Here is a 14209-nt window from a genome sequence, read left to right on the forward strand (position 1 = left end):
ATGATAGGACTGATTACTGGGCAGGTACAGTATTTAGTGGCACCGACCGCTTGTATCATGACTACCTCTGGTGTGGGTTATGATGTTGAGCTGCCACTGCCGTCATTTTGTCAGTTGCAGCTGAATCAACAAGCCAGTATTTGGACGCATTTTCATGTGCGTGAAGATGCGCAGCTGCTTTTTGGTTTCATCGATCGTAAAGAGCGTGATGTCTTTCGGCAATTGATTAAGATTAATGGGGTTGGTGCCAAAATGGCCTTGGCGATGTTGTCTGCTATGTCAGCGGCTGAGCTAAAAATGCATGTCGAGCAAGATTCAGAAACTGCATTGATGCGTATCCCCGGTATAGGCAAAAAGACTGCCCAACGTTTATTGATTGAGCTTAAAGACAAACTTAAAAACATCGAAGTTGATGACAGCTCCGTAGAGTTCAGCAGTCAGTCTGTTATTGTGTCTCACGAAGGCAGTATCATTGCTGAAGTAGAAGGTGCTCTTATCAGCTTGGGTTATAAAGAAAAAGAAGCCCAGCAAGCGATTAAAGCGGCAAAAAGTAACGGCGATATCTTTAAAGATACCCAAGGTTTATTAAAAGCCACCCTCCAGCAGTTGTCTGGATTTTAGCGCTGTAAATTTAATCTATTAATATATGATATCCTACTAACAAGCGACACTGGTTGTCGCTTGTTTTTATGCTGCCTATCAGTTTATGACGTATTTGTCCGACTTATCTGCTAGGCTTAGTTGTGCCATTTAGCTATGCTATTTACTGTTTTTCTATAATTTTTTTTATAACTTTCCTTTCATATAATGATAAGACCTATGATGCAAGACCGCTTGATTAATCCGCTAGAAGGGGCAGGTGACGCTCCTGATGCTAACATTCGCCCCGCATCTTTGGCTGAATATATTGGTCAGCCGGTCGTACGTGAACAAATGGAAGTCTTTATCGGCGCTGCGCGTGCGCGTGATGAGGCGCTAGACCACACTCTTATTTTTGGTCCACCAGGTTTGGGTAAAACGACCCTTGCTAATATTATTGCCCGTGAGATGGGCGGCAATCTGCGCGCAACATCAGGACCAGTACTTGAGCGTGCCGGTGACTTAGCTGCGATGTTGACTAACTTGGAAGAGGGTGATGTACTATTTATCGATGAGATTCATCGCCTTAGTCCAGTGATTGAGGAGATTCTTTATCCAGCAATGGAAGATTTTCAGTTAGATATTATGATTGGTGAAGGGCCATCCGCGCGTTCTATTAAGCTTGATTTGCCACCGTTTACGCTGGTGGCTGCGACCACGCGGGCAGGGTTGTTGACCTCACCGCTGCGCGATCGTTTTGGTATTGTCCAGCGGCTTGAGTTTTATAATATCGCTGATTTGACTACTATTGTTAGTCGTGCGGCACGTTTGATGCGGGTTGTGATGAGTGAGGATGGGGCGATCGAGATTGCCCGCCGTGCTCGCGGTACACCAAGGATTGCCAACCGTTTATTACGCCGAGTGCGCGATTATGCTGAAGTAAGAGCTGATGGTCGAATCAATGGCGAGATTGCTGCTAGCGCACTGGATATGCTAGCGGTAGATAGACGTGGTTTGGATCATTTGGATCGGCGCTATATTGAGATATTACATGAGCGCTTTGACGGGGGGCCAGCAGGGGTGGAGGCCATAGCCGCCGCTATGGCTGAAGATCGCGGTACCTTAGAGGATGTCATTGAGCCGTATTTAATTCAGCAAGGTCATGTGTTGCGCACTGCCCGTGGCCGGGTACTGACACAAATGGCGATTGATCAGATGTAGTTGTTCTACACCAGCAAGTAGAACAAAAAAGCGCGTACTTTAAAGGAATAAAGTAGGCGCTTTTTTACTTTATATAACGGGTATTTATTCTGCCGCGACTGCCGTGATTATCCTGCTACTGATTATGTAACTACTAAAGGCTGCGGCCATATCTTGCCGGGATTTAATATATTGTTAGGGTCAAGGGCAGATTTGATAGCTTGCATCATGGCAACGGCACTGCCATGTTCCTGATTCATATACTTTTGTTTACCCTGTCCGATACCGTGCTCACCAGTACAAGTGCCGTCCATTTCAATCGCCCGTATCGCTAAACGACTAATAATACCATCGGCGGTCGCTACTTCTTCTGGATTATTGGTATCTACTAATAATAAAACATGGAAGTTACCATCGCCGACATGACCGACAATAGGGCCTATCATCCCTGACTCTTCAACATCTTTTGCTGTAGCGCTGACGCACTCCGCTAGACGTGAAATAGGCACGCAAGCATCAGTAGACAGCGCACTGGCTTCTGGTCGTAGGGCAGAGCTGGCATGATAGGCATTATGCCGTGCTTGCCAGAGACGTTTGCGTTCAGCCTCATCGGTATCCCAAACAAAGTCCGTACCGCCAAATTCTTCGATAATGTCAGTAAAGGTTTGCGCTTGCTCACGGACACTAGCTTCGGTACCATGAAACTCAACAAACAGCGTTGGTGTTTCAACTAAATCAAGGTTGGCGTATTGATTACAGGCTTTAATTTGCAGGGCATCAAGCAGCTCAATACGAGCAATTGGTAGACACATTTGAATGGTTAGCATCACTGCCTGACAGGCGTCTTCAATGGTTTTAAAGTGACATAAGCCACTACCAATACATTCGCTTAGCCCAAACAGTTTTAGCGTGACTTCAGTGACAATACCTAACGTGCCTTCTGAGCCAATCATAAGCCGTGTTAAGTCGTAACCTGCCGCCGACTTTTTGGCGCGAGTACCCGTACGAATAATTTCACCGCTTGCTGTGACCACCTCTAACGCTAGAACCACATCTTTCATCGTGCCGTAACGTACGGCATTGGTTCCAGAGGCACGAGTCGCCACCATGCCGCCAATACTGGCATTGGCACCTGGATCTATCGGAAAAAACAACCCGGTATCGCGTAGATAATGATTTAGCTGCTCACGGGTAACCCCTGGTTGTACCGTCACCGTAAGGTCTTCATTATTGACTTGAATGATAGCGTCTAACGAATGCATATCGATACATAGTCCGCCATATGGCGCGTTCAGCTGACCCTCTAAGGACGAACCAATACCAAAAGCTATCACTGGCATTTCATACTGATTGCAAATCTGTACTGCGGTAGCAACGTCATGTTTATCATGGGCAGTCAGCACCGCATCTGGCGGCTGATTGGCTAGCCAAGTCATGGTATGGCCATGCTGTTCACGCACAGTTTGGTTCACACTCAGCTGCTTGCCGAACTGCGCTTGCAAAGCGTTAATAGCCGCGCTATGGTCAGCTGGAGAATAGGTAAGTTGGGTTGCAGAAGTAGTCATAAATGACTCCTATGAATAAAGTATTAGCTATTTTAAACTTATAAAATAAATTAATGTGCTAATTGCTGACTTCTCTTAAGCTAAAATACGCCAAATAACTGCCAGCCCGGCTAAAATATAAAAGACCGGTGCCAGCCAGCCAATGACTTGGGTAGCAATGGCAATAAATAAGCCAAATCCTGCTAACGCTATCCAGTCGCGACGGCGGTCGTTGAGCATGTCAGCGTGAATTTGTTGAATTTCACGCAGTTGGCTGTCTTGCCGCGCACCTTGAGAAGCGAGACTTTGCAGCCCTTGATCAAGCAGTTTAGGGATGTCGGTACTGGATAATAAAATCTCTGGCAGCTGGGTACGTAGCTGTTGTAAATTACGCATTGGGTCGAGCTGTTCTTTAATCCAACTGCTCAAAATTGGTTTAGCAAGTGACCAAATGTCCAAGTCAGGATATAGGTCGCGCCCTAAGCCTTCAACATGGACTAATGTCTTAAGTAGGAGCATCAGCTGCGGCGGGATACTCATATGATGCCGGCGCGCGATATCCAAAATTTGCATCAAGACGCCCGCAAAATCAATCTCATTAATAGACTTCTGCAGCATTGGCCCTACTGTGCGCTTCATATCACGCATCAAAGCATGCTTATCAGTATTAGGCGGTATCCAGCCGGCGCGGCTGACAATATCTACTAAGGCAGTAAAATTATTATTCATGACCGCCAGCAGCATGCGCGCCACAATCAGCTGATCGCCTTTGGATAAGGTACCCATGATGGCACAGTCAAGCCCAATATAGCGAGGCTCGTGTCCCAAATCAACGGGCGATATATTAGCCGTCAGAGTCTTAACCGGCGGGGTTTCAACGAAGACGTTACCCGGATGCATATCGGCATGAAAAAAGTTATCACGGAAGACTTGGGTAAAGAAAATAGTCAGCCCTTTTTCTGCCAAAGCCGCTCGATCATAGCCCAGTTGATCAAAAATATGTATTTGTGAGATGGGTACACCTTGAATGCGCTCCATCACCATTACATTTTTGGCAGCATCATAGACTTCTGGCACATACATCAATGCAGAACCTAAGAAGTTGTTACGCATCTGAGTAGTGTTTTCTGCCTCTAAAGTCAAGTCCAGCTCATTGAGCATCACTTGCCGATAGTCCTCGACAATATCAATAATATGCACTGCGCGCGCCGCTTCGATACGGGCGGAAGCCCAGTTAGCTAGATCACGTAATAGCTCAAAGTCTGCAATAATAGTATTGCGAATATCAGGACGCACGACTTTGACTACTACTTCGCGGCCATCGGCTAACGCAGCGGTATGAACTTGGGCTATGGAAGCTGCTGCCAAAGGCTTAATATCAAAGCGCGCAAATAAGGTCTCGATAGATTGACCGAGACCATGCTTGGGGTCTTGAATTTGGGTAATAGCAATGTCAGGCGAGAAAGACTTTACTTTATCTTGCAACTGAATTAATTGCTCAATGATCTCAGGGGTGACCAAATCACGGCGAGTCGACAGCAGTTGTCCGAGTTTTAAAAACAGCGTACCCATGTCTTCTAGCGCATATTTAATGGCATTAGGCTGATGACCTTTACCCCAAGCGGCCGGATGCAGACGAATGAGTCGTGCAATAGGTTGCAACTGCGGTGCGTCATCAAGAGGGATGTGGGTGTCGATACGATAGCTTGCTGCGATGCGCCAAAGCTCAAGTAGACGTTTTCGATGAGATAAAAGCATGGGCAGTAAACACTCTAAATGGGAACTATAAAAGGGTACTTTAGATAAATACGCGAATAGGTGAGCAGATATAAAGGTGCTAATACTAAAACTGAGACCTGTTAACAGATCTCAGCATCTATAGATTTCATGTACTAAATTCGCTTGCGAGCTAACAGCTAATTAATGATTAACTGATAATTAGCGAGTTAAGCGTGCTTGTTTCGCTTTGATATGAGCCAATCTTGATTCTTCATCATTGGCCCAATCACTGACATCGTCGAAGGCTCGCTTGGCATTATGGCGAAAGCTACCTTTAAGCTGGGAAATCAGCAGCTGTAATTGGCTGGCCATGGGCGTACCAATCAGTGGCTCGAGTTGTCCGGCGATATCGAGGTCAAAGCCTGCCATTAACTGTTTGAGCTGCATCAGTACTTTATAATCGCCAGCAATCGGTAAACTATCTTCAGCGCCGCGCATTAGATTCAGCAGTTGCGCTGGATTCTCAATACTAATAATACAGTCTGGGCTGCTGTGACCGAGACGCGCTATATTTAAATCTGCTTGCTGGCGATTATCTGAGTAACTACCGTTTGTCTCAAACACACTGTCAGTGCTGACCGGCTCAAAGCGCAAGCGCTCATGATTGAATAAAATATCTACCTGTATTTTAGGCATCGCCATATTGAGCCGCAATACTTTACCGACAAGCGGCGTAAGCCCTGCTTGGGTAATCTCATCACTACCAATAGCGATATTCATCAGCTTTTCGGCACCTGCCAAAAGTAATACGGTTAGCATAATACTCTCACATGTTGAATAAGGTCGCTGAAGAGTTATCACCTTTCGGCTGTCATCTTTCGATTATTACTCTTCAGCGATGAGTGTTAACTAAGCTTTAAAGCCGCGATGCACTGCCACAATTCCGAAGGTTAAATTGTTATAATCACAGTTTTCAAATCCTGCTTGCTCCATCATTTGCTTCAATGACTGCTGATCGGGATGCATGCGAATAGATTCCGCTAAATACTGATAGCTCTCAGAATCATTGGCGACAATCTTGCCCATCAGCGGTAACGCCGTAAAAGAATAGAGGTCATACGCTTTAGATAAGGGTTCAAATATAGGTTTTGAGAACTCCAATATTAGCAAGCGACCGCCTGGCTTAAGCACACGATACATGGCACGTAGCGCCGCATCTTTATCGGTCACGTTACGCAAACCAAAGCTGATGGTTAATAAGTCAAAGCTATTGTCTTCGAATGGCGCTAAAGTCTCAGCATTGGCCAATACAAAGTCGACGTTGTTACAGCCGGCATTAATAAGACGTTCACGACCAACTTCTAACATCGCAGCATTAATATCAGACAATACCACGTGGCCATTCTTGCCGACTTCGCGGCTAAGTACTTTGGCTAAGTCGCCCGTACCGCCTGCGATATCGAGCACATGCTGGCCGGCACGCACGCCTGATAAGCTAATGGCATAGCGCTTCCATAAACGATGAATACCAAATGACATCAAGTCATTCATGATGTCGTATTTTTTGGCAACTGAAGTAAAGACGTCAGCGACACGGGCTTGTTTTTCAGACTTATTGACGGTTTTATAGCCGAAATGCGTTTCTTCTGTACCGTCAGTGTCAGGCGTGTGCGGATTATTGATATCATCACGTTGATTGAAAGCCGTTTGTTTTGGCGTTGATGTGTTGCTATTGGCACTGTCGCTTGGCATAGTCGTTTGTTGACCTTGCGGCGTTCCCGTCGGCAAGTCTTCAACTTGGGTAAATTCGGTATTATCAATCACAGGGCTTTGACGTACTTGTGCCTTGGCGCTGATATCTTGATTATGAACAATGCTGTCTTTGACCAATTTATCTTGAATATGGCCGTTGGCAGTTTGCGTGTTATCAGTAGCATTGTCGCTATTTAAATTATTGTTTGCAGTGTCAGTCATGAGAATATCCGGTTACTTGTTTTTATGTTTATTAAGTGAAATTTGATCAGACTATCATACACCAAACGCTGCGACCTTGCCGTCATTGCCGCTAGCGTGAACTTGATCAATAATCTTCAACTCGCGCTTGCAGAATGGTTCAATAAAACCGCTAACACTCTTTAGTGGTTTCATAGCAGTGAAGCCGGCATCAATAAAATCATAAAGTGGCTGATAGTGATGGCGATAGGCGGCGTTTTTAGCCAATGCAAACGCCTTTTTCAGCATGAAAGAATTGAGATATTTATCAGTCCGATAGCAGACCTCTTTAAGGTTGTTAATCTGGGTACGGCGCGCATCCGCTTCATCAACGGCGCGGTAGGCAGCAAGCATATTCTCTTCACTAACGGGCAAGTCTTCAGCTACCAACCACTGCGCCAAGTGCATGTCCAGTTCAATCGCTAAAATTGAGGCTTGAATCGCCATACTACCGGTCTCTAATGCAGTCTCCTTAGCAAGGCGCTCAAGCTTTTTGGCTTTAGGTAGGATACGTGCCAACTGCTCAGCCAATTGTTTAAAATCATCGCCACCATACAATTGGGTGAGAAAATAGTTAGCCATGGGCTTGTTTTTTGGTTGCTCGAACAAATCGCTATGAGTGCGCTGAAGACGTGCCCGTTGCCATACTTGTACCTCATTAAGTTTGGCACTAAGGGCGGCATCTTCGTGATAAGGCAGCGCCCAATAACGTGTTAAATGGTGTTGTAGCTCAGATAAAGCAGACATGGCAGGCAATCCTCTATAAATAAAAATGGGGTATTAAGTAAAATAGTTTTGATACAAGGTTTATAAAATAAACGACGATAAAACGGTGATAGACATAAATGGCAAAGCATAGCACTATTATAGTACGTCACCTTAAAAGAAATTAAAGCAGAATACAAATATCAAACTGTTACATAGCAACGTTATTTATGGTATCTGTCAATGCTAATATTTATAGATGTCCGCTATTAAGCCTGCATGCCCATTAATAATAGGATAATGAGAATAAAAATGTCAAAAAATAAACAGGATAACAGGCCAGATGATAAAAAAAACAATAAACAACCTAAAGAGCAGCAACCCCTACAAGCGGTGAGCGCCCAATTTAGTGAACAAGTGGTCGATCAGCGTCTAATCCCCAACCCACTAAGTCGATTTTCGATGGATAAAGATACGCTTAGACTAGCATTAGTCACTGCTCAATTCGCCTTGCGAGCCACGCGGCAACTAACGCCGCCGACAACCAATAGACCTACAGGACTGCTCGTGTTGGTTAATGGGATGGAGCAGGCAGGCAAGGGCACAGCTGTCACGCAGTTGCGCCAATGGGTAGATCCACGGTTATTGAAAGTCGAGGCGACCATCGGTTATCCATCACTGATGCATCAGCCTATTTGGCAGGCACATATCAAAGCCATGCCACGTCACGGTGACGTGATGGTCTATTTTGGTAACTGGTATGCGGACTTGCTATATAATGTCATGCGCATGGCGGCTGATCATGATAAAACCAAGAATAAATCCTCTAAAAGCAAACGAGGGCACGACCCTCAAGAACGGGATTCTCAAGAACTACCTATTACTCAGTGGCAAGAATATCTGCAGCAGCAGCTTATTGAGCTAGAAGTATTTGAGCATGACCTTGCTGCTAACCAAACTAAATTACTAAAGTGCTGGTTTCATGTCGATGATGAAACTTTACAAAAGCGGTTAGAGGATGATGAATCAGACCCACAGTTTTTGTACCAAATCGACTGGAGTAATGCTGAGGTCTTAGCACAATTTAATAAGGTTGCCGCCACGCTACTACGGCAACAAGGGAATTGGGTCATTATCGATGGGCGTGATAAATCACAAGCGGCGACCCATTTTTGTCATGAAGTGCTACAAGCGATGCAAACGGCGCTCGCCACTAGCCGTGTGTCTGTTGTTGATACGGACGAAAATGATAATAGTAGCAGTGATAAGCAGTCTAGCGATAAATCTAAATTTGTACCGGTAGAGCTACCCAAACTACTGACAGATACTGATGACCCCGATATGGACAAGTCTGATTATCATGACGAGCTGGCTGTTAAACAAACCAAGCTTGCCGAACTGCTGCGCGCGCGCGGAGATCGTCATGTAGTGTTCGCTTTTGAAGGTATGGATGCGGCAGGCAAGGGGGGAGCCATCAAAAGGTTGGTTGCGCCGCTTGATCCACGCGAATACCAAATTTATAATATCGGTGCACCGATGCAGTATGAGTTGCAGCATCCCTATCTATGGCGTTTTTGGACGCGGTTGCCCAATGAGCAAACCGACCGCATCAGCCGTATCGCTATCTTTGATCGCACATGGTATGGGCGAGTATTGGTTGAGCGTGTCGAGGGTCTTGCCATTGCCACTGAATGGCAACGGGCTTATGCTGAGATTAATCGCTTTGAAGCGGATTTGGCAGCGGTAGGCACGGTGGTGCTCAAATATTGGCTGGCCATTGATAAAAAAGAGCAGTTAGAACGTTTTGAGAACCGTCATGATACTCCGCATAAACAGTTTAAACTTACTGATGACGACTGGCGTAACCGTGATAAGTGGGCAGGTTATGTGCAAGCGGCGGCTGATATGTTGGCGCGCACAGATACCGCAGCTGCGGCATGGTGCGTAGTGGCGACCAATGATAAGCGCTGCGCTCGTTTACAAGTCCTCGACCATGCCATCTCCCAACTCGAAAATAGTTTATAACATTCCCTAATATCCACATCCTAAAAAATTTGTCATCTTCATCATGCATTGTGCACTTATATTTAATATAATAGGCGCGCGATGACCGATGCAAACTAATAATGGTGCTATTTATGCAACATTATTAGTCATTATTTATGCTTGTCATCAGTGCTTGCGCATACAATAGAATCTCCAAGATGCAAAACACAAGTTACATGAGGTAAGCCATAAAGTGATATTATATTTAGTGAGCTTATGTTGAGTATTTTTATAAGTTGCTTTATTTGCCACTTGTCATGCTACCTATTACTATGTCGCCCGCCGCATTAGTTTTAGTCCACGGCTGTTAATATCCGTCTATCATAACCAGTTTTAACATGATGGCAGGTGAGTATTCGGAATAATTCGTGTCTACTATTTTATAGCAAGAGGAGATGATATTGCCTAAATTATGTCACCTATAGTTTGCGTCAGCGCTTATTTATATACTCTAAGTCTACGTTATTTTATAGGGTCGTGCGGTTGCATTATTAACATCGCACACGTAATAGCAATGTTATCAATTGCATGTATCTTCATTAAGCTCACGCAAGGCGTACCAATTTATGGGTATTAGCAATCATTCTACAGAGTCCGTCAAAGACGTCGGCACTATGAGAATTAATCTGTTTTTTGCCATCCTTCTTATCGGGATGACCAGCTACTTTTTATGGTGGGGTCTTGATTACACCATGCACCAACAGACCTTATTGTTTGTTATTGCCACTGCTTTCGGTGTCTTTATGGCATTCAATATTGGTGGTAACGACGTTGCTAATTCCTTTGGTACTTCTGTCGGCGCAGGCACGTTAACCATTCCGCAAGCACTGGGTGTGGCAGCGATTTTTGAAGTATCAGGCGCCGTTCTTGCTGGCGGTGAGGTCACGGATACCATTCGCAAAGGCATCGTCGATTTAGATGGCTTGTCAGTATCGCCCAACCAGTTTATTTATGTGATGTTGTCGGCACTTATCGCCGCGGCCTTTTGGCTATTATTCGCGACGCGCAAAGGTTTACCGGTGTCTACCACTCACGCCATTATTGGCGGTGTCGTTGGCAGCTCTATTGTGCTTGGCTTTGATTTGGGTGGTAGTGCCACAGCCTTTTCGACCATTAATTGGGCGACAATCGGTCAGATTGCCATTTCTTGGGTTGCATCACCTTTGTTAGGCGGTGTGATTGCCTACTTACTGTATGGACAAATCAAAAAGAATATTATTGATTATAATGATAAGACTGAAGCCCATATTGGTGAGCTCAAAGACGAAAAAAAAGCCCTTAAGAAAAATCATAAAGAGTTCCTTGACAGTCTTTCAGAATCCTTGCAGTTGGCTTATACTTCAGCCATGCTGCGCGACCAAGATATTTATAAAGATGACGACTGTGTTCGTGAAGACTTAGAAACGGATTATTATCAGAATCTGTTCGACATTGAGAATGAACGTAATGGTTTAGATACTCTAAAAGCGCTGAAAAAATGGGTGCCTATTATTGCCGCTATGGGCGCTGTAGTAATGACTGCCATGGTCGTGTTTAAAGGTCTTAAAAACGTCAATAATAATATGACCAACTTAAATGCCTTTTTATTCATGGGCATGGTAGGGGCGCTAGTATGGCTTGCGACCTTCATTTATACTAAAAGTATCCGTGGTAAGCATAAAGAAGATTTGACCAAAGCGACCTTTATTATGTTCAGCTGGATGCAGGTGTTTACGGCTTCAGCATTTGCCTTTAGTCACGGTTCGAACGATATTGCTAACGCGGTGGGACCTTTTGCTGCCATTATGGATGTGATTCGTACTAATGAGATTGCCTCACACGCTGCCGTACCGCCAGCGGTGATGCTAACCTTTGGTGTATCACTGATTGTCGGCCTTTGGTTCATTGGTAAAGAAGTTATTCAGACAGTGGGTACGAGCCTTGCGAAGATGCATCCGGCATCCGGCTTCTCAGCCGAGCTTGCCGCTGCTGCGGTGGTCATGGGCGCATCGACAATGGGTCTGCCCGTATCGAGTACCCATACGTTAGTCGGTGCTGTTTTAGGTATTGGTATCGTTAATAAAGATACCAACTGGGCGTTGATGAAACCAATCGGGCTTGCTTGGGTGATAACCTTACCTGCTGCAGCAATAATGTCGGCAGCTAGCTTTATGATTTTGAAACAAATATTCTAATAGTTTAATTATTAATAAAATAAGATATTAGTTGTTGAAGGCTTTAAAGCAAGCTCATTAAATTAACAATTACTAATTTGCTTTAAAAACTTAATAAAAAACGCTTATAAGCCCAGTGCCTATAAGCGTTTTTTCATTACTAAACTTTTATAAAAGATATTAAAGTTTAGTTGGTGTTCTCTAGCTGCTGCAATTTAGCCACTACTATTTAATTAGTCCCATATTGCTGGCGTTTCTTAGCAAAGAAGCGATCCAAGCGATCCATGGCATCTTCTAAATCATGTAAATTAGGTAAGAATACTAAGCGGAAGTGGTCGGGCGTATCCCAGTTAAAACCAGTACCTTGTACCATTAAGACGTTTTCTTCAAGTAATAAATCCATCATAAATTGCATATCATCTTTAATCGGATAAACAGCAGGATCCATCTTTGGGAAACAGTAAAATGCCCCTTGAGGCATGGTACAAGAAATACCTTTAATCGCATTAAGACGGGTTATAGCCAATTCACGCTGCTTGTGCAAACGACCTTTCTTTGAGGTTAGGTCTTTCATGCTTTGATAACCGCCCATTGCGGTTTGAATAGCGTATTGTCCTGGTACGTTTGAGCACAGTCGCATAGAAGCGAGCATGTCCAAGCCTTCAATGAAGTCGCTGGCGTGCTGTTTCCTACCTGATAGCATCATCCAACCAGCACGAAAGCCTGCAATACGATGCGATTTTGATAGACCGTTATAAGATATGATGAGTACATCGTCAGTCAAGGTGCTCATTGGCGTATGCACCGTGTCGTCATAAAGCACGCGATCATAAATCTCATCAGCCATGATAATTAAATCATGCTCAATGGCAACTTCGATAATTTGCTTGAGGATATCATCCGAGTATAGCGCACCCGTTGGGTTATTCGGGTTGATAACCACAATACCTTTGGTTTTGCTGGTGATTTTTGCTTTGATATCTTCAATATCAGGCTGCCAATTGTCTTCTTCATTACAGCGATAATGTACCGCTGTACCGCCAGAAAGGTTAGTTGCCGCCGTCCACAATGGATAATCTGGCATCGGAATCAAGACTTCGTCACCATCATTCATCAATGCTTGCATGGTCATGACGATTAACTCAGACACACCATTGCCTAAATACACATCGCCTACATCGACCGCTGACAATAGTCCTTTTGATTGATAGTATTGCAATACCGCTTTACGGGCTGCAAAGATACCTTGCGAGTCCGAATAGCCAATCGCCTCAGGTAAGTTCATGGCGACATCACGAAGAATTTCATGCGGGGCATGGAAGCCAAAAGGTGCTGGATTACCCACGTTCAGCTTAAGGATACGTTGACCTTCTGCTTCCATTTTATTAGCAGTTTTTAGCAAAGGACCACGAATGTCATAGCAGACATTTTTTAATTTATCAGATTTTTTTAATGAAGACATAGGGTTACCATCCATAGTAGGTCTATATTGTGAATTTGTTCGGCTAGCTGTTGTTGGTTGTGATGATTGTTGGTTTTGCTTAGTGGTTTCAGTTTCAGAGTCGTTTGTTGTATCTGTAGGCACTGCTAAAGTGACATTCTTGCCATTCGCATTGTTTTCAGTCGTCATAGTTTCCCTCTTATTATTATTGAGTGTGGTTTCGTTAATATTATTCTTAGTGCTGCCACTGTTGATCTCAGCATTAAGATCCCCTCGTAATAAATAGCCTTCACTACAACCCAAGATACGTGCAAGCGTCGGCAGCTTGGAAGATAGAATGCCGTTAGTACCTCGCTCCCAGTTAGAGATTGCGCCGCGACTGACTTTTGCACCGGCTTTAGTCATCGCTTGTGCCAACTGCTCGGCAGTCAGACCCTTTTTGCGGCGTAGCCGGACTAGGCGTTCTGCCTGTGCCAGTTTATCCTTTTCAGTATTCATAATCATCCAAGCCTTTTATGCCAATAAGACTAATTTCATTAGTCTTTAATAAGTGTGTAATGACCCCATTATGATTTTGTTAGCTAATAAACCTTTCTAATTCAGTCTTACGAAGATTGAAGTGTTTTTAGTAATGCAAGTTGCCGTGTAATGTAAGGCTGAATACATAAGTTTTACGTATGGCCTAATGCAAGATATTATTGCATTTACAAGTAACACGCAAGTTCTTTTTAGTAAAAATATGCAAGATATACTTGCAGTTATTGAATCATTAATTTAGCTATTCCTAATTTTAGGATTTTAATTCTAGAAGGTGAAAAGTTATAAACCAG

10 protein-coding genes are annotated in these 14209 nt (G+C 44.2%); 4 read left to right on the forward strand and 6 right to left on the reverse strand.

Annotated features, from left to right (window positions below; genetic code table 11):
* A complete protein-coding gene (gene ruvA, locus JMY06_RS02020; RefSeq protein WP_201615733.1) occupies window positions 1-621 on the forward strand; it encodes a Holliday junction branch migration protein RuvA in 621 nt (206 codons plus the stop codon).
* A gap of 201 nt (window positions 622-822) precedes the next feature.
* On the forward strand, window positions 823-1800 hold the full coding sequence (gene ruvB, locus JMY06_RS02025; protein WP_201615903.1) for a Holliday junction branch migration DNA helicase RuvB: 978 nt from the start codon (window positions 823-825) through the stop codon (window positions 1798-1800).
* Window positions 1801-1922: 122 nt separating this feature from the next.
* On the opposite strand, the gene JMY06_RS02030 is transcribed toward ruvB, so the two are convergent.
* The 5 genes from JMY06_RS02030 to JMY06_RS02050 form a co-directional block, all read right to left on the reverse strand.
* On the reverse strand, window positions 1923-3344 hold the full coding sequence (locus JMY06_RS02030) for an FAD-binding oxidoreductase (RefSeq protein ID WP_201615738.1): 1422 nt from the start codon (window positions 3342-3344) through the stop codon (window positions 1923-1925).
* A gap of 75 nt (window positions 3345-3419) precedes the next feature.
* Window positions 3420-5081 carry an ABC1 kinase family protein gene (locus JMY06_RS02035; protein WP_201615740.1) on the reverse strand — a complete coding sequence of 554 codons (1662 nt, stop codon included), beginning with the start codon at window positions 5079-5081 and terminating at the stop codon, window positions 3420-3422.
* A gap of 180 nt (window positions 5082-5261) precedes the next feature.
* A complete protein-coding gene (locus JMY06_RS02040) occupies window positions 5262-5861 on the reverse strand; it encodes a hypothetical protein (protein ID WP_201615742.1) in 600 nt (199 codons plus the stop codon).
* Window positions 5862-5951: 90 nt separating this feature from the next.
* Entirely contained in the window at window positions 5952-7016 is a 1065-nt protein-coding gene (gene ubiE / locus JMY06_RS02045) for a bifunctional demethylmenaquinone methyltransferase/2-methoxy-6-polyprenyl-1,4-benzoquinol methylase UbiE (protein WP_413786878.1), read from the reverse strand.
* A gap of 54 nt (window positions 7017-7070) precedes the next feature.
* The gene (locus tag JMY06_RS02050; protein ID WP_201527900.1) at window positions 7071-7781 is read right to left on the reverse strand and encodes an FFLEELY motif protein; all 711 of its coding nucleotides are present in this window, start codon (window positions 7779-7781) and stop codon (window positions 7071-7073) included.
* A 270-nt stretch (window positions 7782-8051) separates the two neighbouring features.
* On the opposite strand from JMY06_RS02050, the gene JMY06_RS02055 reads away from it, so the two are divergent.
* Both JMY06_RS02055 and JMY06_RS02060 read left to right on the forward strand, forming a co-directional pair.
* The gene (locus JMY06_RS02055) at window positions 8052-9764 is read left to right on the forward strand and encodes an ATPase (RefSeq protein WP_201615744.1); all 1713 of its coding nucleotides are present in this window, start codon (window positions 8052-8054) and stop codon (window positions 9762-9764) included.
* Between the two features lie 587 nt (window positions 9765-10351).
* Entirely contained in the window at window positions 10352-11959 is a 1608-nt protein-coding gene (locus tag JMY06_RS02060; RefSeq protein WP_201615746.1) for an inorganic phosphate transporter, read from the forward strand.
* Between the two features lie 208 nt (window positions 11960-12167).
* On the opposite strand, the gene JMY06_RS02065 is transcribed toward JMY06_RS02060, so the two are convergent.
* Window positions 12168-13877, reverse strand: coding sequence for an aminotransferase class I/II-fold pyridoxal phosphate-dependent enzyme (locus tag JMY06_RS02065; protein WP_201615754.1), 1710 nt, complete (start codon window positions 13875-13877; stop codon window positions 12168-12170).
* Window positions 13878-14209 lie beyond the last annotated feature (332 nt).

It is taken from the genome of Psychrobacter urativorans (assembly GCF_904846675.1).
Taxonomy (GTDB): Bacteria; Pseudomonadota; Gammaproteobacteria; order Pseudomonadales; family Moraxellaceae; genus Psychrobacter; species Psychrobacter urativorans_B.

Coding starts and splice junctions, on each gene's coding strand:
- JMY06_RS02050 (WP_201527900.1), bottom strand. CDS start 7,781: ATGTCTGCTTTATCTGAGCTACAACACCATTTAACACGTTATTGGGCG.
- JMY06_RS02030 (WP_201615738.1), bottom strand. CDS start 3,344: ATGACTACTTCTGCAACCCAACTTACCTATTCTCCAGCTGACCATAGC.
- JMY06_RS02060 (WP_201615746.1), top strand. CDS start 10,352: ATGGGTATTAGCAATCATTCTACAGAGTCCGTCAAAGACGTCGGCACT.
- JMY06_RS02040 (WP_201615742.1), bottom strand. CDS start 5,861: ATGCTAACCGTATTACTTTTGGCAGGTGCCGAAAAGCTGATGAATATC.
- JMY06_RS02035 (WP_201615740.1), bottom strand. CDS start 5,081: ATGCTTTTATCTCATCGAAAACGTCTACTTGAGCTTTGGCGCATCGCA.
- ruvA (WP_201615733.1), top strand. CDS start 1: ATGATAGGACTGATTACTGGGCAGGTACAGTATTTAGTGGCACCGACC.
- JMY06_RS02065 (WP_201615754.1), bottom strand. CDS start 13,877: ATGAATACTGAAAAGGATAAACTGGCACAGGCAGAACGCCTAGTCCGG.
- ubiE (WP_413786878.1), bottom strand. CDS start 7,016: ATGACTGACACTGCAAACAATAATTTAAATAGCGACAATGCTACTGAT.
- ruvB (WP_201615903.1), top strand. CDS start 823: ATGCAAGACCGCTTGATTAATCCGCTAGAAGGGGCAGGTGACGCTCCT.
- JMY06_RS02055 (WP_201615744.1), top strand. CDS start 8,052: ATGTCAAAAAATAAACAGGATAACAGGCCAGATGATAAAAAAAACAAT.